The sequence below is a fragment of the Chryseobacterium daeguense DSM 19388 genome, assembly GCF_000430825.1.
GTDB lineage: Bacteria > Bacteroidota > Bacteroidia > Flavobacteriales > Weeksellaceae > Chryseobacterium > Chryseobacterium daeguense.
The window spans coordinates 328,600-347,818 of sequence record NZ_AUMT01000004.1 but is presented as its reverse complement, the minus strand read 5'-3'; the positions used below and the strand labels follow the sequence as shown (position 1 = coordinate 347,818).

Annotated in this window: 17 protein-coding genes; 8 read left to right on the top strand and 9 right to left on the bottom strand. The window is 38.0% G+C overall.

The window, feature by feature from the left end:
• Window positions 1-9: 9 nt before the first annotated feature.
• The 8 genes from H560_RS0108215 to H560_RS0108175 all read right to left on the bottom strand — a co-directional run bounded on the left by H560_RS0108215 (window position 10) and on the right by H560_RS0108175 (window position 8,608).
• Window positions 10-2,175: a ligand-binding sensor domain-containing protein gene (locus tag H560_RS0108215; RefSeq protein WP_027379598.1), complete on the bottom strand. Its 2,166-nt coding sequence runs from the start codon at window positions 2,173-2,175 to the stop codon at window positions 10-12.
• Window positions 2,176-2,654: 479 nt separating this feature from the next.
• Complete coding sequence (locus H560_RS0108205) at window positions 2,655-4,109, bottom strand: sigma 54-interacting transcriptional regulator (RefSeq protein ID WP_027379596.1); 1,455 nt, start codon at window positions 4,107-4,109, stop codon at window positions 2,655-2,657.
• Window positions 4,110-4,229: 120 nt separating this feature from the next.
• A complete protein-coding gene (locus H560_RS0108200; protein ID WP_027379595.1) occupies window positions 4,230-5,372 on the bottom strand; it encodes a vWA domain-containing protein in 1,143 nt (380 codons plus the stop codon).
• Between the two features lie 210 nt (window positions 5,373-5,582).
• The gene (locus H560_RS21310; RefSeq protein ID WP_034752398.1) at window positions 5,583-6,431 is read right to left on the bottom strand and encodes a cyanophycinase; all 849 of its coding nucleotides are present in this window, start codon (window positions 6,429-6,431) and stop codon (window positions 5,583-5,585) included.
• Window positions 6,432-6,463: 32 nt separating this feature from the next.
• A complete protein-coding gene (locus H560_RS0108190) occupies window positions 6,464-6,664 on the bottom strand; it encodes a hypothetical protein (RefSeq protein ID WP_027379594.1) in 201 nt (66 codons plus the stop codon).
• A 111-nt stretch (window positions 6,665-6,775) separates the two neighbouring features.
• Entirely contained in the window at window positions 6,776-7,378 is a 603-nt protein-coding gene (locus H560_RS0108185; protein WP_027379593.1) for a DNA-3-methyladenine glycosylase, read from the bottom strand.
• Between the two features lie 36 nt (window positions 7,379-7,414).
• Window positions 7,415-8,188 carry an exodeoxyribonuclease III gene (xth, locus tag H560_RS0108180; RefSeq protein ID WP_027379592.1) on the bottom strand — a complete coding sequence of 258 codons (774 nt, stop codon included), beginning with the start codon at window positions 8,186-8,188 and terminating at the stop codon, window positions 7,415-7,417.
• Between the two features lie 15 nt (window positions 8,189-8,203).
• The gene (locus H560_RS0108175) at window positions 8,204-8,608 is read right to left on the bottom strand and encodes a hypothetical protein (RefSeq protein WP_027379591.1); all 405 of its coding nucleotides are present in this window, start codon (window positions 8,606-8,608) and stop codon (window positions 8,204-8,206) included.
• Window positions 8,609-9,106: 498 nt separating this feature from the next.
• Between H560_RS0108175 and H560_RS0108170 the strand changes: the two genes are divergently transcribed.
• The 6 genes from H560_RS0108170 to H560_RS0108145 are packed head-to-tail and all read left to right on the top strand — an operon-like array spanning window position 9,107 to window position 16,393.
• Window positions 9,107-10,582: a hybrid sensor histidine kinase/response regulator gene (locus tag H560_RS0108170; RefSeq protein ID WP_027379590.1), complete on the top strand. Its 1,476-nt coding sequence runs from the start codon at window positions 9,107-9,109 to the stop codon at window positions 10,580-10,582.
• 5 nt (window positions 10,583-10,587) lie between these two features.
• A complete protein-coding gene (locus H560_RS0108165) occupies window positions 10,588-14,199 on the top strand; it encodes a response regulator (protein WP_027379589.1) in 3,612 nt (1,203 codons plus the stop codon).
• A gap of 35 nt (window positions 14,200-14,234) precedes the next feature.
• A complete protein-coding gene (locus H560_RS0108160) occupies window positions 14,235-14,579 on the top strand; it encodes a response regulator (protein ID WP_316929359.1) in 345 nt (114 codons plus the stop codon).
• Entirely contained in the window at window positions 14,579-15,409 is an 831-nt protein-coding gene (locus H560_RS0108155) for a CheR family methyltransferase (RefSeq protein ID WP_027379587.1), read from the top strand. Before H560_RS0108160 ends, H560_RS0108155 begins: the two co-directional genes overlap by 1 nt.
• Window positions 15,410-15,423: 14 nt before the next feature.
• On the top strand, window positions 15,424-15,996 hold the full coding sequence (locus H560_RS0108150; protein WP_027379586.1) for a chemotaxis protein CheB: 573 nt from the start codon (window positions 15,424-15,426) through the stop codon (window positions 15,994-15,996).
• A gap of 28 nt (window positions 15,997-16,024) precedes the next feature.
• Window positions 16,025-16,393: a response regulator gene (locus H560_RS0108145; protein WP_027379585.1), complete on the top strand. Its 369-nt coding sequence runs from the start codon at window positions 16,025-16,027 to the stop codon at window positions 16,391-16,393.
• Between the two features lie 56 nt (window positions 16,394-16,449).
• Here the strand turns inward: H560_RS0108145 and H560_RS0108140 are convergent, their stop codons facing one another.
• Complete coding sequence (locus H560_RS0108140; protein ID WP_027379584.1) at window positions 16,450-16,752, bottom strand: hypothetical protein; 303 nt, start codon at window positions 16,750-16,752, stop codon at window positions 16,450-16,452.
• Window positions 16,753-16,972: 220 nt separating this feature from the next.
• On the opposite strand from H560_RS0108140, the gene H560_RS0108135 reads away from it, so the two are divergent.
• Window positions 16,973-18,157, top strand: a complete 1,185-nt coding sequence (locus tag H560_RS0108135) for a DUF4861 family protein (RefSeq protein WP_034752396.1) — start codon at window positions 16,973-16,975, stop codon at window positions 18,155-18,157.
• Between the two features lie 3 nt (window positions 18,158-18,160).
• Entirely contained in the window at window positions 18,161-19,180 is a 1,020-nt protein-coding gene (gene pelA / locus H560_RS0108130) for a pectate lyase (protein ID WP_027379582.1), read from the top strand.
• Window positions 19,181-19,219 lie beyond the last annotated feature (39 nt).

The window sequence follows — 19,219 nt, the reverse complement described above, 5'->3', positions numbered from 1 at the left end:
CAACAAATTTCAGACTGTCTGATAAAAATAGGGCGGAATGATAATATTAATCTTTTTATAAACAAATTTTCCGGTATCTGAAACAAGCATTCTTACAATGAGCGTATGATTTCCGTAGCTTAGGTTTGAAATTGAAAATTTCCGTTCTTTACCTATCGGCTGCCAGCTTTTTTTGGAATGGCCGTCCAGCTTTGCTTCAATTAAAATATTATCCTGATTGGCATAATAAGGGACATCAATAAATATATCCATCCGGTCCGATTCCTGACTTACATATAAATTATCTTTAAAATAAACTTCTTTGCCATCCACTACCGCTCTTTCAATATACATGTTTTGAGGATAATAGCTTTTTATTTTTAAAGGATCAAAAAATACGAGGCCGTTTAAGGAAGGTAGCACAAATTCTCCGTTTTTAAGCATATTACCGCTTACGTTACTGCCTCCGTTGAATTCATTCGTAATAAACCCTGAATCTTTTGAATAGCGGTAATAATTTACCCTTGTTTTTTTATCAGCGGCATATTTCAGCAGCTGGCTTTCCGGTACTTTGTACAATCCGTTATTGGTGGGTATCCAGAGATATCCTTTAGCATCTTCCATGACGGTGTGTGAGGAAGAAATATTACCATTGCTGTCGCGCGGCATTTTAATAAGTCGGTTATCCTTGAGCAGGTAAAAGCCTTTTCCTAGGGTAGTGATCCAGAAATATCCTTTTTTTGATTTAATAATATTTCGGATTGATACTTTTTCATTTGGAGTTAAGGTATAAATTGTATTGGTATTGAGTGAAACCCTGTACAGACCTCTCATTGTACCCACCAAAATGTTGTTTTGATCCTGGCGGATAAATTTTGTTACCTCATCCCTGAAAATGATCTGTTTTTTTAATGAAGTAAAAGATCCTTTACTGAATATGGAAAGTATTCCGTAAAACTCCAGTGTGCCGTCTTTTTTTTGTTTTACTGCAAGTGTGTAATAATTGTTTTCATCGAAGAAAAAATCTTTTAGAAAAAAATCTTTTTTGGGAACGGAAGTAAACTTGGAATAGTTATTTTCTTTCTTATAAATTCTTACATCTCCTTCATTTCTTACCATAATATTTTTATCCGGATCATAGCTCATGAAAAAGGAAGAAATATTTTTGAATCCATAATCCTGTACGAGTCCGTACCTGTTGTATACGTCTCCGGAATAACTTATCACGGAAGAATCATCGTAGGGTAGTGTAGCGTAAAAATTGGAAGAAGGTTTTAAGTGATTTTTAGAAGCTGTGAAGCTTGGAAAGCTAATGATATGAAGACCTTCAGTACCGCTCCCGAGGTAAAGATTCTGATAGAATTTATCATAATATACACTGATAAGATTGTCCTGATTGATATCATCCTGCATTTGGATAAGCTTTACTATCCTGAATTTCTTATCATGAAAAAAACAGGTATAAATGATATTGTTATTTACGATAAAGACCTGATTATTGATCTGGCTCCATATCATTTTACTTTTAGGGTCAGTAAACAGGGGCCCATGAAAGGTATTAATGATTTTTCCTTTTTCTATCTGCTGAATTTTACGGGATTGATGATTGATGTAAAATAACGATCCGTCCAGGACAAAGAAGCTTGGACCGTTTTTGTAAATTGAATTTATTCTTAAGGAGGTTCCAGGGTCTTTATCGGAAGGTTTATATACAATAGAATCGTCCGTTATATAGTAAATCCCTTTTTTTATCCTGATATAATAATTGACATCCACCCCCGCCGAATAACTGTAATTCGACTGATACAGCAGATAGTCTGCTTGATCTTTAAAAATAATATTTTTATATAAGGATTTATTGCTTTTGCTGATTTCAGGCTTTTTGTCATGCAGCACTATGATGTTGCCATATTCACCGGTAGTGAGAATGCTGTCTTTCTCCGGAGAACCATAAAAATAGGTAAAACGCTGGCTGTTTAAAGGAAAATTTTTGTAAACCAGAAAATTTGCCCCATCATATCTTACAATGCCGTTTTCTGTGGTGAGCCATATAAAGCCATATTTATCTTTAATAATATCTTTCACACTATTTTGTGGAAGCCCGTTATCCGTATTGTAGTGCTGAATGTTATATTTCTGACTGCAAACATGATAAAACAAAGACAAAAAGAAAATTATCAGTATATTTTTAGCCAAATTTTATTATTTTAAGAATAAAGCAAAGATAAATGTAATAATTGATAAAAAATGATGTTGTGGAATACGGGAGAATTAAGTTTTGAAAGAATATAAAATTGTGTGTTATAGGCTTGGTAATCGGTTTGGCAGCATTGTTTTATCTGAACACAATTTATGATACTATTTCAAATAAATTACTTTTAATATTGGTCTTGTTTTCATTATCAATAGTAGCATTAAATGTACTGAAGAATTTCATTAGTGTAGAAAACAATAAATTGTTAAGTAATAATGGTGATTTTAGAATCAATTATGAAAATACTAAAAGAGTAATTTTTTTCAAAAATAGTACATGGAATGATTTTTCTATATCAGCTGCTGCTTATATGGATACCTGCATTATTTGAAAAATTGACACACGGAAACTAAAAATAGTTTTTCCATAAAAAAAGAGACTGCTATACAACAGTCTCTTTTTTAGTTTGTTTTAAAAAATCTCAATTCCTCAAATACTGCCCGATCCCCGCAGAATCAAAAGTAAAAGCATTCTGATTTTCAGATTTATCCAGTTTTTTGCTTATCGTTAATGCCCAAAGCACCAGTTCTTTACAGAAATTCTGGTCTTCAATGCTGAAATCGGATACATTTTCTTCTACCACGGTTACCAGTGGGGTGATGCTGTTAAGCTTTTTATAGAATTCCTCGTCTGAATCATTGTAGTTGAGCTCAAGATGATTTTTGTTGAACCACTTGATTAAGTCTGTGTAAGGCGTTTTGATTCCTTCTTTTTCCAGTTTCGAGATGCGTGGGAAGAGGCTTTCAAACTGTGTCATTACCGCTTTGTCGATTAATAATTTGGCTACATAATCGGCGCCTTCCTGTTCTCCTTCATATACAAGCTCTATTTTCCCTGTTATTGAAGGGATTACAGACATAAAATCAATCAGGCGGACTGTTGTTTTATCCGCACCGGATTCTATCAGGCGTAGTTTTGCTCCCGCCATTAAATTTTCCATGGCGCTGATGGTGAGACGGGCGCTCACACCGCTTTTTGCATCTACATATTCACTGTCACGGGCTGCAAAGGCTACTTCTTCCAAAAGGTCTTTTGCTAAATCCGGAACCTGTATTTTTGATTTATCCTCATTTGAAATCACTGCTTCCTGTTCCGTAATCTGTCTCGCAAGAGCGATGGTTTTTGGATAATGGGTGAAAATCTGGGAACCGATTCTGTCTTTCAAAGGGGTTACGATGCTTCCTCTGTTTGTGTAATCTTCAGGATTTGCGGTGAATACAAACTGTATGTCCAAAGGCATTCTTAATTGGAATCCGCGGATCTGGATATCACCCTCCTGCAAAATATTGAACAAAGAAACCTGAATCCTCGCCTGCAAATCAGGAAGCTCATTCAGGACAAAAATACAGCGGTTGGCACGCGGAATCATTCCGTAGTGTAAAACGCGCTCGTCAGAATAGGGAAGCTTGAGGGTTGCTGCTTTTATAGGGTCGATATCACCGATAAGGTCAGCTACATTTACATCCGGCGTGGCCAGTTTTTCAAAGAAACGGTTTGAGCGGTGAACCCAAGAAATCGGGGTTTCATCACCAAGCTCAGCAATAAGATCTCTGGCATATTTTGAAATGGGATGAAAAGGACTGTCGTTGATTTCAGAGCCCTTTACAATCGGCATATATTCATCGAGAAGGCTTACCATGCTTCTGGCAATCCTTGTTTTGGCCTGTCCGCGCAAGCCGAGAAGGTTAATATGATGACCCGCAAGAATGGCTTTCTTTAATTGAGGCACCACAGAATCTTCGTAGCCCCAAAGTCCTTCAAATACAGGCTCTTTAGCTTTAATTTTTGCAATTAAATTAGATTTGATTTCTTCATTAATCGTTTGATCAACATAACCGGAATTTTTTAATTCCTTAAATGTAATATCGTTTTTCATTTTAAATTTTATTATTTCTAATGGTTGAATAGTGGATCGTTAATCCAATTCCATATAATTATTTGAATTTATCTGATCTGATCTGATCTGATCTGAACAGCACCCAGTTTCCAGCTTTTTCTAAATCCTTTTGATCCTGTTTCTTTCGTAATCTTCAAAAATCATTTCTCCCAATCCGGAAAGCCCTGTCAAAAAGGCTTTTCCTTTATTTTGAGCGGTAAAAGCATTCACAAATTGTCTTAAATAAGGATCCTGCGCAATCATAAAAGTAGTGATCGGGATTTTAAGCTTTCTGGCCTGTGCTGCTTTATTAAGACATTGGGATACAATGGTTTGATCCAGTCCTACACTGTTCATATAATATTCTCCGTTGGGAAGCTTGATGCAGCTGGGTTTACCGTCGGTGATCATGAAAATCTGCTTGTTGGTATTTCTTTTTCTCCGGAGGATATCCATTGCGAGTTCCAGCCCGGCCACTGTATTGGTATGATAAGGCCCAACCTGGAGATAGGGAAGGTCTTTGATTTTAATAGGCCATGCTTCGTTCCCGAAAACAATAATATCTATGGAGTCTTTTGGATATTTCCTGTTGATTAATTCCACCAATGCCATGGCCACTTTTTTAGCCGGCGTAATACGGTCTTCACCGTACAGGATCATGGAGTGGCTGATGTCGATCATCAGAACGGTGCTCATCTGGGCTTTGTGCTTGGTTTCTTCTACAATCAGGTCTTCTTCTGTGAGCCGAAGGTCGGAAATCCCGTTATTGATCTGGGCATTTTTCAGACTTTCGGTCATATTGACGGCTGAAAGGTCGTCACCATATTGGAAATTTCGGTTTTCACCGTCCCTTTCATCCCCGATTCCTGTTTTTGATGTGCGGTGATTTCCTGTTCCGCTTTTTTTAAGCTTCCCGAAAATCTGGTCCAGGGCATATTCTCTCAAAGTAGCTTCCAGTTTGGGTGTCAGCACATTTCTGCCTTTCCCTGTTCCTGAATTTCCGTCCTCGGAATCTTTTTCTTCCCGAATATAACCGCGTTTTTTAAGGTCTTCTTCAAAATCTTCAAGGGTATACTCATCACTAAAGATATTGTATTCCTTATCCAGTACGTCCAGCCACTCGAAGGCTTCTTCAATATCGCCGGAAGTATGGGTGAGAAGGTCTTTAAAAACATCGAAAACCCGGTCGAAATGTGATATTTCTTCCGGGATATGCTTGCTGAATGTAAAGCCTTTTTGAAAATTAATATCTTTATTTTTCATAAAATGATCTCGCTATTTCTTTAGTTGGTTTAAACAATAATCTGATCAGGTTTAGTATCTTTTGTATAAGATTTAAACATGATATTATTAGATTTTGTTTAAAGCATACAAGTTAGGAAAATATCATTTCACGACCACCTTATTAAAAATAGAAAAAACTAATTGCATCAATACAAATCAGCATATAATGATTAAGTGTTGTAATGATTATTAACTCTCGGATTCATCACTTCCTGTAAATATATTTTTGCTGAGATCAATCTTGCATTTGTCTGTCAAAATATGGACTTTAAGGTTTTCTGCGTAGATGGGATGACCTTTTTCTACGGTTTTAATATTGGTTTGCCTGATTTCCGACCCGTTCAGAAGCCATACCATCCCGGAACCGTGACAGGTAGCTTTATTTCCTTCCTCGATAAGAAGCGCGGTATCTTCACCTAATCCGATTCCCCAGCAATTTTCGTGTAGAATAACGGCATGAGCCAGCCTCCCGAATCTTGCACGGTGTACAAAATGGGTATCAACAATACAGTTATCAATAAAGCCAAGGCCGGTACCCAGATCAATATCATGTTCCAGCATGGCTTCGCCGTTTTCTGCTTCCAGGATTACAATTTCCGGCATGCACATAGCTCCTGCACTTGTTCCTGCGATGGTGAAACCTTCTTCATTCCGGTATTTTTCCATTAAAAGTTTTCTTACAACAGATTCTTTCAAAACTTCGCAGATCCGCTTCTGATCGCCGCCTGTAAAAAAGACAGCCCTGGCTTCTGAAATTCTTTTGAGATGAAAATCGCTGTGCACCTGCTCATCACATACATCCAGAAAATCAAAATTGGTATATCCTATTTCGTTGAATGTTTTAGTGTAGGTTTCGCGCATCTCTTCAGGTTCGGAGCTTGCGGTGGTAATGACTTCTATCCGGTCATCTTTTGAGGCTGTCAGGAGCTTGAGGATTTCATGTGGTGAAAAATCATGGTTTTTTTCTTTCATTTCTATTTGGTTGTCGTCCCTGTCTTCTTTGCCGCCAATAATTAATAATCTGCCTTTTGGGTTCATTAATTTAATTTTAATACTAATTTTAGCAATAACTATTCATTATCTGTTTTTACATCTGTACTGTCACCCTTTATCCTGAGGGTGTCTGATATTTCATTTAAAGGTTTTATGGTATCTGAAGCTCTGTCATTTACCGTTTCCCTTTTGTTTTCTTTGTCGCGGTATTGTGTTTCAGATTTTGTACAGGCTGTGAGCACGCACAGAAGAAGTGTGCTGGAATAGATGATTTTCATAATTTAAATAATTTGGTTACTCAAACTTAGCAAACAGAAAATATTTTCTTTATGAGGCAAATCACATTGATAAGAGATGGTAGTATATAATATCAAAAAAGCAAAAGAAAACTATAACCTCGGTTTACTTACATATGTATTGCCCTTAACAAAAAAACGAAAGGGCAGAAGCGCATCTTCCTGCGCATACGCAACCCCAATACGCGGACTAGACACAATTTCATTTTCCGAATACTGGATGCCGACATCTTCAATCCAGATTTCTTCGCTGCTCAGATCTTTTTTATTAAAGGCAGCATCTATTCCTAATGCTTTTGCGGCTGAGCCCGGCCCGGATGATATGGATGGCTTTTCCGCGGGCATATTCCGTCTTATCTGTATCGCTTCTTTTCCATGAAAGGGTTCAACTGCGCGGATAAGGACAGCATGAGGATCATCTTCCACAGAAGTTACGACATTGAATAAATAATGAATTCCATAGCATAGATACACATAAGAAACACCGCCTTCGCTGTACAAAGTTTCTGTCCGGCCGGTCCGGCGGTTTCCATAAGCATGAGAAGCTTTATCACCGGCGCCCAGATAGGCTTCCGTTTCTACTATTATCCCGGAGGTTATGACATTATTGATGTTCGTAAATAATACTTTGCCAAGAAGGTCCTTAGCTAAGAAAAGGGTATCAGGATTTCGATAATAGGATAAAGGAAGCTTCAATTTTTTTAGTTTAAATTTAATACTAATTTCTTAAACCTACCTTTCAAGTTCGATCCATGCAGGCGCATGATCACTGCTTTTTTCCCAGCCCCGAACATGCTTGTCCACACCACCGGACTTCAGTGATGGAGAAAGATAAGGGCTCAGGAGGATGTGATCCAGTCGAATTCCTGCATCACGCTGATAGGCTTTGTATAAATAATCCCAGAATGTATAGATTTTTTCATCAGAAAACAGGGTCCTGATAGAATCAAGCCAGCCTTTCTTTAATAAAGTCTGATATGCTTTTCTTACCTCAATTCTGTATAAGGCATCATTTTCCCAACGTTCCGGCTTATGAACATCCAGCGGAGTCGGGATGATATTAAAATCACCGATGACTATAGCGGGAAGTTCCATTTTAATCAGCTCATTCATTCTTTTTTGAAGACGTTTAATCCAGGCCAGCTTATAATCGAATTTTGGCCCTGGGTAAGGATTTCCGTTGGGAAGGTAGAGACAGCAGATCACCATTTGGTTTATAATAGCTTCAATATACCTGCTCTGTACATCTTCATCATCTCCGGGCAGGCTGCGCTGTACTTCCACTATTTCATGACCTCTGGATAGGATGGCCACGCCGTTCCAGCTTTTCTGACCTTTCCAGATTGCCTGATATCCTGCATCACGAATCGCTTCAATGGGAAAACGTTCCTGCGGTGCTTTCAGCTCCTGAAGACAGACAACGTCGGGCTGAGCTTCTTCAAGCCACCGAAGAAGTACCGGAAGCCGGCCGTTGACACCATTTACATTGTAGGTAGCGATTTTCATGGGATGAATTTGCTGTTATGTTCCTGTATTTCTGTAGTGGTTGTTTGATGCGCTGATCCAGTGGAAATTATTGTAGGTATAAAGATCTTTAAAATAAATATCATTGTCAAGATCATAATTTTCCTGTAGAAATGGTTCTGCATACGTATCTGCAGTTTCATGAATGAATTTAGCGGTTTGTGGCGCTGCTTTCTTGATGCAATGACAGTAAGCGTGGTCATTTTTCATGTGCTCATCCAGATTCAGAGTTCGCAATTCTGTGTTTTCTTGGTTTACGGATTCTTCAAATGTATCATGATCCAGTGCGAACCAAGGCTCACCGTGATAAAAGAAATGATCAATGATATCCGGATGACTGCAGTATTTTTTTTCTGAAGGCGTGGCACAAGAATAGCCGTTACATGTGGTGCAAAAAGCCACTTTGATTTGATCGACATAATATTTTGATTTAAGAGTGTGTGTTGGCTATATCAGAAGTTGTGCCATTAGTGCTGGATGTGGTGTATAATTTTCTTTTTCATATTAAAAAGTGGAAAAAGTAAAAATTAAACAGAAGCTAAAAATAAATTAAAATAAAACAAGTAACCCCTGCAAAAAGAGGGGTTACAATTGGAAAAATATATATTTAAGTGAAAAAGTGTTGTCATTCTCTATTCAAACACTATGCCGAGAATCCCGATATATAAGGAAAATTTTCATTAAACATATTTTAAAATAGAAAATATTAAAGCTAAAACCTTGAACTGGTGGGAGAAAAGAGGTTGAAAAATTTATGTTTAAATTTTTCTCACTTATAATTGAAAAACTTTATAAATGTGGTATGTAAGCAGAAATGGTTAAAATATTACTGTTTTTCGGAATTTTGTAAGTAATTTTGAAAGATTTGTAAGTTTAAAATAATTATTGATTTTACGTTTTATGATCCTAATTGTTGATGATAATCAAAGCAACCTTTATTCATTAAAGAAGTTGCTTGAATCCAAAGATTTTCAGGTAGATACCGCAGATTCCGGTGAAAAGGCACTGGGAAAAGCATTGAAAAATGATTATGCTTTAATAATTCTGGATGTTCAGATGCCGGATATGGATGGGTTTGAGGTGGCGGAAACACTGGCCGGCTATAGCAAAACGAAAGAAGTTCCCATTATATTTTTGTCTGCTGTAAATACAGAGAAAAAATTCATAGCCAAAGGCTATGCTTCCGGTGGTATGGACTATGTTACCAAGCCGGTAGACCCGGAAATCCTGCTGCTGAAAGTGAAAACCTTCTACAACCTGCAGGAGCAGAATCTCGCGATGAAAAAAACGCAGCAAAGCCTGGAACTGGAGGTGAAAGGAAGAAGGGAATCCCAGGTGACCATGAAATCCCAGATCGATCATTTTCACCTGATGCTGGAATCTCTGCCCCAAATAGCTTTTACATTAAATGAAAAAGGAGAGGTAGACTTTGTAAACAGGAAATGGTACGAATATTCTAAGTCTGAAAAAGATTTTCCCGAAACGCATCCGGATGATCTCAATATAAAAGAAGAGCTGGAGCGCAGCAAAAAAAAAGGAAATGCTCTTGATCTGGAAATAAGGATCAAAAATCTGGAATCAGGAGAATTCCGTTATCATCTTTTGCGTGTAACTCCAGTACAACATGGAAATGCCATTAAAAACTGGGTAGGAAGTTTTACAGATATAGATGACCAGAAGAAAGTAGAAAAGGAAAAGGACGAATTCCTGAGCATCGCCAGCCATGAGCTGAAAACTCCTCTTACAAGCATTAAAGCCTACATTCAGCTGCTGGACAGAAAACTGAAGCTGGACAAAGAAACCATGGAGGCAAGCTTTGTCATGAAAGCTCAGGATCAGATCGAGAAGCTGAACAGCTTAATTACAGATCTTCTTGATGTTTCCAAAATAGAAAACGGAAAACTGAAAATCAATAAAAAGCCTACCAATCTGGAACATGTGATTCAGAATGCCATTGAAACCATTCTACAGACCCACGACGAAAATAAAGTAAGAATAGAAAGACACGGAATAAAACCCGATATTCTTATTCCTTTGGACGAAATCCGCATAGAGCAGGTGCTCATCAATTTTCTTACCAACGCTATCAAATATTCACCCCAAAATAATCAGGTAATTGTTACCACCTTCGTAGATGAAGAAGAGCAGGAAGTAAAGGTAAATGTTACTGATTTTGGCATCGGTATTCCGGATTTCAAGCAGGATGCCGTTTTCAGGAAATTCTACCGTGTGGAAGAATCTTCACTGCAGTTTCATGGAATGGGGATCGGCCTGTTCATCTGTTCGGAAATCATAAAACAACATCACGGGAACATAGGAGTTTCTAGTAAAGTAGATGAGGGATCTACATTTTATTTCACCTTACCTTTAAATTAATTTCCATGCCTAAAAAAATTATAAGAAACCTTCAATTTGGAGTCGGATTATCTCTGATGATCCTTATCGCAAGCTCGATAGCATCTTATGTAAGCATCCAGAATCAGATGCAGCACCGGGAAAGTCTTTCAAAAAGCAGACGGTCTATCACCGCGGTAAAAGATGTTTTAATTTCGCTGCTGGATGCAGAAACGGGAAACAGGGGCTATCAGCTTACAGGAAGAGAAAGCTTTCTGGAACCTTACAACCGCAGCTTAGAAGAATACCCAAAAGCCATTGAAAGGGCAAAAGCTTTGGATATAACAGATAAAAATCAGCTTGACAGGCTGAATGTTCTGGAACAAAATGTTAACAGCAATATCAATAACCTGCGACAGCTCGTCGAAAACAGAAGAAAAGGCACTGTAATGACCCAGCAGCAGATCCTGCTGAGTAAAATGTACATGGACAAATGCAGGCAGATTGTTCGAGATTTTGTGCAGTATGAAGAAAACCAGCTGGATATTAAGAATAAAGATCTTAATAATTCTTCACGTACTACCGTTTTATTCATCATTTTCTCATCACTGGCAGCTATTGTGGTGACTACATTTTTTTACATAAAATTACGCTCAGACCTTATCCGCAGAGATAAGCTTGAAAAACAGCTGACAGCAAAAGATCTGGAGATCAGCAGACGTGTAAGCGCAATTCAGCAGGTGGCAAACAGGGTAGCCAATGGTGATTACAGTCAGAAAATGATTGATAATGCCCAGGATGACCTGGGAGATGTGGTAGAGTCATTAAATCACATGACAGAGTCCCTGAAAAACTCTTTTGACAAGATTAATAAAAGCGACTGGCGCCAGAAAGGCCTTGCATTGCTGAACGAATCTTTAGTTGGAAATAAATCTGTAAAAGAAGTAGCAGACCAGTCCCTGAATCAGCTGATCAGCTATGGAAACTGTATCAATGGGGCAATGTATCTTTTTGACGAAGGATTATTAAAGCTCAATGCTTCTTTCGGACTGGAACAGAATATGAAAAAGTATTTTGAGCCGGGCGAAGGCATGGTAGGACAGGTTTTTGTAAATGAAGATTTACAGGTTTTTAATGATATAAACCAAGATCACTTTGTAGTAACATTTGCCAGCAGCACCATAAAGATTAATGCATTGCTTTTACTTCCTATTTTGTTTGACGGGCATTGCATCGGGGTAATGGAATTGGGGTCAGCCTATGATTTTGATCAGGATAAAATTGATTATTTTGAAGAGTGTTGCAGGAATATTGGGATTGCGTTAAGTGCCGCTAAAGGCCGCGAAAAAGAACAGCAGCTGCTGGAAGAAACCCAGGCGCAGTCTGAAGAACTTCAGGTACAGCATTCTGAGCTGGAAAATCTAAATACAGAACTTGAAGCGCAGACCCAAAAACTTCAGGCTTCGGAAGAAGAGCTGAAAGTGCAGCAGGAAGAGCTAATGCAGGCTAATGCAGAGCTGGAAGAACGTTCCAGATTATTGGAAGAGAAAAACCACTTAATTGCCGAGCGCAACAATGAAATTCAGAAGAAAGTAGAAGAGCTGGCTTTAAGCACGAAGTACAAATCTGAGTTCCTTGCAAATATGTCCCATGAATTGAGAACTCCATTGAATTCAATTCTGCTTCTTTCCCGTTTAATGGCGGAAAATCCTGATGAAAATTTAAGTGAAGACCAGATAGAATCTGCAAAAGTGATTCAAACCTCGGGAAGCAGTTTATTGACTTTAATTGATGAGATTTTAGATCTTGCAAAAATAGAGTCCGGAAAAATGACACTGGATTATCAGAATATTGCAATTGATGAGGTTCTAAAGGATTTGAAGAGTTTATTTAATCCTTTAATAAAAGAAAAAGGGATAGAATTTAATATTAAAGTAGATGACGATGTAGAAAAGATCATCGAGACAGATCGTCTGCGTGTGGATCAGGTCTTGAGAAACTTATTATCTAATGCGGTGAAATTTACAACAGAAGGAGGTATTGACCTTAGCATTAAAAAAGACATTAAAAATAAAGATTTCATTATTTTCTCGGTAAAAGATACCGGAATAGGAATTGCAGAAGACAAGCAGAAAATTATTTTCGAAGCCTTCCAGCAGGCGGATGGTTCCACAAGAAGAAAATTCGGGGGAACAGGCCTAGGATTATCCATCAGCAGGGAGATCGCGAGATTACTAGGTGGAGAACTGATCCTTCAGAGTAAATTAAATGAAGGCAGTGAGTTCAGCTTCATTATCCCTGTAAAAAAGGCAGTTGCAGAAACGGAAAAGCCGGGAACAGACCAGAAGCTTGTAGAAATTATTCATAAAGATGTGGAAGAGATTCAGCATATTCTGGAAGAAGGCAATCCTGCGTCTCTGCCTGTCAATACGCTTGAAATTCCAGATAATATTGATGATGATAAGAATAATATTACGAAAGATGATGACGTCATTCTGATCATTGAAGATGATACCAATTTTGCTAAGGCTTTATTGAAATATGCCCACCTGCAGAACTATAAAGCCGTTGTAGAAGTGCGCGGAGACCATGCTTTGCCCGCCGCCCTTCAATATCACCCGAAAGCAATTCTGCTGGATGTCCAATTGCCTGTAAAAGACGGATGGCAGGTTATGGATGAGCTTAAATCTAATCCTGAAACAAGACATATCCCTGTTCACATGATGTCTGTGCTTCATGTAAAGGAAGAAAGTCTTATGAAAGGAGCTATTGATTTTATCAACAAGCCTGTAGCACTGGATCAGATGACGGATGTGTTCAAAAAAATAGAGGAAGCACTTCGTAAATCTCCGCAAAAAGTTTTAATTGTTGAAGAAAATGCGAAGCATGCAAGCGCATTGTCATATTTTTTAAGCAATTTTAATATTACATTAGCAGTAGAAAATAATGTGGAAGACAGTGTAAAAGCTTTAACAACAGGCCATGTAGACTGTGTAATCCTGGATGTGGGAGCTTCCAAAGGGAATGAATACCAGATTGTAGAATCTATCAAAAGCTATGACGGACTGGAAAATCTGCCTATCATTATCTTCACAGAAAAAAATTTAACCAAATCTGAAGAGCTTAAAATCAAGCAGTACGCAGATTCTATTGTTGTTAAAACGGCTCATTCTTACCAGAGAATCTTGGATGAGGTTGGCCTGTTTTTGCATCTGGTTGAAGAAAAAAACAGTTCCGTAGAAACAGTCAGAAATAAAGTGTTGGGTTCTTTAACGGAAGTTTTGAGCGGTAAAAAAATTCTTATTACTGATGATGATGTGAGAAATATTTTCTCATTGACGAAAGCTCTGGAAAAGTACAAAGTGGAAGTAGTAGTTGCCATGGATGGTAAGCATGCATTGCAGCAGATCAAGGAGCATCCTGATGTAGATGTTATTTTAATGGATATGATGATGCCGGAAATGGACGGGTATGAATCCATTAAAGAAATCAGGAAAATGCCGATGTTTAAAAGACTTCCGATCATTGCAATCACTGCAAAATCCATGATAGGGGAGCGTGAAAAATGCATTACCGCAGGCGCTTCGGATTATATTTCAAAACCGGTGGATATAGATCAGTTATTATCATTACTTCGTGTATGGTTGTATGAAAGTTAAACAGCTGGAATCTGATGAATAAGAAAATTTTAATAGTGGACGATGATCCGCGTAACATATTTGCACTGAAGCTCACCCTAAAAGCACGTGGTTATCAGATAGAAAGCTGCGCAATGGCTCAGGAAGCTATTGATATCCTCCTGAAGGATACCAGCATCAGTGTTGTTTTAATGGATATGATGATGCCTGAAATGGACGGTTACCAGGCGCTGAAAATCATAAGAAATACACCGTCTATAGCTCATGTACCGGTAGTGGCAGTCACCGCACAGGCCATGCCGGAAGACCGCCAGAAATGCCTGGATGCTGGTGCACAGGATTATGTTTCAAAGCCTATAGATGTCGATCTTTTAATAACCGCCATAGAAAAACTTACCTGATGCTGGAACCAAGTATTGTAAAAGATGAAGAGGTAGAATTCCTGATTAAAGATGTGTATGACATGTACGGCTATGATTTTTCCGAATACAGCAGGGCATCATTTAAACGAAGGGTAAACAGGATCTGTCTCATCGACAGGTTTACAAGCTTTGCAGAGCTGAGGTACACCATTCTCAATGAGCCGGATTATCTGAAGCGCTTCATTGAGGAGATTACGGTAAACGTCACGGAAATGTTTCGTGATCCGCAGTTTTTTAAGGTTTTAAGGGAAACTATTTTACCACAGCTGGGAACATACCCTTTGATAAGAGTCTGGGTAGCAGGCTGTTCAACTGGGGAAGAAGCGTATTCTATGGCGATACTGCTGAAGGAAGCCAATCTGTACCACAAATCACTGATATACGGTACAGATCTTAATCCGTCGGTGCTGGAAACGGCAAGGTCAGGGGTTTTTCCGCTGCAGCAGATGAAACTGTACTCGGAGAACTATATTCAGTCTGGGGGTAAGAAAGATTTTTCAGATTATTATACGGCCAATTATGACAGTGCAAGATTTGATAAAAGCTTACAGGAAAAATTAATATTATCAACCCATAATCTGGTTTCAGACAGCTCATTCAACAGCTTTCAGCTGATTATATGCCGAAATGTGCTGATCTATTTTGACCGTGGTCTCCAGGAAAGGGTTTTTAAGCTTTTTGATAACAGTCTTGAGAACTTGGGTTTTTTGGCTTTAGGAGCAAAAGAAACTTTAAGATTTTCAAAATTAGGAAAGAATTATCAGCTGGTAAGCGACCAGAAAATCTGGAAAAAAGTGGATCATAATTAATTTTAAACAGGTAAATGGAAATTCAAAACACAAGTACAGAACTGGTAGTTATCGGGGGCTCTGCAGGAAGCCTTCAGGTAATTCTTGAAATGATAAAAAACTTAAAGGAAGACATGGCTTTCCCTATTTTGCTGGTCATGCACCGAAAGGCTCATTCCAACAATATTCTGCAGACGCTGCTGCAGCAGTTTTCCTCTGCAGAAGTGATAGAAATAGAAGATAAAACGGAAATAGAAAACAATAAAATATATATTACACCGGCAGATTATCATTTGCTTTTTGAAGATAAGAAAATCATGTCGCTGGACAGTTCGGAGAAGATGAATTATTCCCGGCCGTCAATAGATGTCACCTTCAAATCTGCAGCTGAAACTTTCGGTGAGAATCTGATAGGCGTTTTACTTTCCGGAGCCAATGCAGATGGGGTGGAAGGCCTTTCTTATATCAAAAAAAATGATGGAAAAGTCTGGATCCAGGATCCGGAAACGGCAGAAGTAGATTATATGCCGAAACATGCAGCAGAAGAAATAGCTTATGATCTTATCATTAAGCCTAATAATTTAGCGAAATATATTAATCAATTATAAATAAAGAAAAGAACAAATACATCCTTATATGAGTAAAAAGAAAATTTTGATTTTTGATGATGATACTACAATTCTGGAAGTGATCACCATCATTTTTGAAGAGAATGGTTATCAGGTCGAAATTTCGGAAACCTCCCATGATATTTTAGAAAGAGTTTCACAGTTTCAGCCGGATGTAATCCTGATGGACAACTGGATCCCGAAGATAGGAGGTGTAGAGGCTACCAGACTTCTGAAAAATCATGAAGAATTTAAAAATATTCCGGTTATCTATGTGACAGCCAACAATGATATTGTAGCATTAGCAGAGCAGGCGCAGGCTGATGATTATGTTGCAAAGCCTTTTAACCTGGAAGACCTGGAAGATAAAGTGGCCAAATATCTCCAGGAAGCCTGAAATTATAACTTTTAACGTAAAAAAATCCCTGCAGTTTTTCTGTGGGGATCTCTATTTCATATGATTTCTTCCATCTGCCCGGAACTTGGTTCCTGCAGGTTGTTGATCTGGTACTGCATAAATTCTGCTGTACAGTGTCCGTTATTGATTTCTGCAATCATTGAAGTAAGAAATAATTTGATTTTTGGATGGCTGATCATCTGTTCGGAGAAGGTAGTCGCTATGATTGGCTTTCCCGAAACCAGATTTTGTGTAAATGTATATTCGTCTTTAAGATTTACATCAAAATTAAATTGCTGTTTAACGCTAAGCTCCAAATATCTGTTAATTAAATCTCTGTTTTCTAGCAAATTTTCCATCTTTATGTTTTTAATTTCTTTATATACAATAATTATTATGCCATCATTCACTTTCTGAGGACTAAATTTTAAATAGTTTTTGATTAATTTATTATTCAGATTCTTAAAGGGTCATTTAAATCCAAAAATTGTGTTATAATTATGCTAAATACACATTTTTTTAGGTTTAATTTAAATATATTTTTTACTTTTGAAACATTAACTCAATGAATCAAAAATTATGGTCAGTGTTAAAAAATCTTTTTTTGGATTGGTGTGCGCAATCGGTTGCGCAGGTGGAAATTTATTGCAGGCTCAACAGACAATTGAGGTTACCAATACATTGGATTTCCCAAGAGCAGAAGTGGCTTCTCTTTCTTTGACGGCCCTGAAGCCAATCCTTAAGAAAGTAAGAGAGGCAGATCTCAGGATCAAAGACGAAGATAACAAAAATATCCCAATCCAATGGATTGATTATGATAACGATGGCAAAAAAGATGAGCTTCTTTTTTATGTAACCATAGATCCTAAAAAATCAAAAACCTATAAAGTTTTATCAGACAGCAAGTCTCCGCTTGCGGAAACCAAAGCTAAAACATACTCCAGGCTGGTTCCTGAAAGAGTAGACGATTACGCATGGGAAAATGACAAGGTTGCATTCCGTGTTTACGGCCCGAAAGGACAAAAAGAAGCGGAAGAAGGTATTAAAGGCAGCACACTTTCCAGCGGAGTGGATATCTGGCTGAAAAGAACAGAGAATCTGGTGATTAATAACTGGTACAAAGGATACCTTACGGATCCCCTTTATTATCATAAAGATACAAGAGGCGAGGGCTATGATCCTTACCACGTGGGAAACAGCCGCGGAACGGGAGGTGTCGGGATCTGGGAAAATGAAAAGCTTCAGGTTTCAAAGAATTTTATTGCATCCAGAACCATTGCGGAAGGGCCTTTAAGAACTGTTTTTGAACTTACTTATCTTCCCTGGAGCAATTATAAAGTTCAGGAAACCAAGCGTATTTCTCTTGATATAGGCTCAAACTTTTCGAAATTTGAATCAAATTTTAAAGCTGAAAAACCGGCACCAAACTATACAATCGGGATCAGCCTGCATAAAAATGAGGGCCTTACAAAACTTAACGACAGGAAAGGATTTTACCTTCACTGGGAAAAAATTGATGATGCCTACGTAGGAGAAGGAATTGTAGTAAACCCAAATATTGTGGAAAAATCAGTTTCATTCAGAACAGAAGCCCCGGATGAGAGTAATTTGTTGGTGATCACAACGCCACAACCGAAACTTACCTATTATGCAGGATTTGCATGGCAGAAAAGCGGACAGGTACAGACAATGGATGATTGGGAGAAAATGCTGGACAGACAGTCGCAGATTGTAGCTAATCCTCTAACGATTAAGATTAAATAATTGATGAAAATAAAAATATATTCATTAGCTTTTGGGTTAGTGACCATCGCTGCATCAGCTCAGGTAAAAGACTCTATAGCCGAAAAAATGCTGCTGTATCAGCTGCCGAACGGTGGCTGGGGAAAACATACAAGCGATAAAAAGAACGTAGATTACACTTTACCGGTTGACCAAAAATTAATGAAGATAATCAAGGCAGGAAATAATGACCTTGCTACGATTGATAACAACGCGACGTCAAAGGAAATTAACGGCTTAATACATTCCTACCAGTCCACAAAAAATCCCGAATATCTGAAATCTGCTGAAAAAGGAATTGAATACCTGCTTTCCATGCAGTATGAAAACGGTGGTTTCCCTCAGTATTTCCCAAATTCTGCGATTTACAGAAAACAGATAACGTACAACGACAATGCAATGATTAATGCATTGACGGTTTTATATAATGTTGCAGAGGGTAAAAATGGTTTTGAAGCGGTTGATTTAAAATTAAAAGAAAGATCAAAGACTGCCGTACAAAAAGGAATTCAATGCATCCTGAAAACACAGGTTGTACAAAACGGAAATCCTGCAATCTGGGCAGATCAGTACAATGAAATAACACTTCAGCCTGATAAAGCAAGGGCTTTCGAGCCAATTTCTTTAGCAACTGGAGAATCCGTTGGGATTGTACGGTTTTTAATGATGCAGCCTGTTACCCCTGAAATAGAAAAATCTGTAAAATCTGCAGTCAACTGGTTTAAACAAAATAAAATAGAAGGTTACAGCTATAGTGTTTCCAAAGTAAACGGAAAAGCTGTCCGGACTTTAAAGGAAGAAAAAAACTCTGTGATCTGGGCAAGGTTCTATGACATCAAGACTAATAAACCGATTTTCGGGGATCGTGATGGAAGTGTAAAATATAATTATAATGAAGTTTCCGAAGAACGAAGAAACGGCTACAGCTGGTACGGTGATTTTGCAGAAAAGCTGATCAATAAAGAATATCCAAAATGGATAGAGAAGAATAAAATTGGAAGCTAAGTTTTAGAGTTTAGGAGTGAGAGAGTCTTAATCGTAATA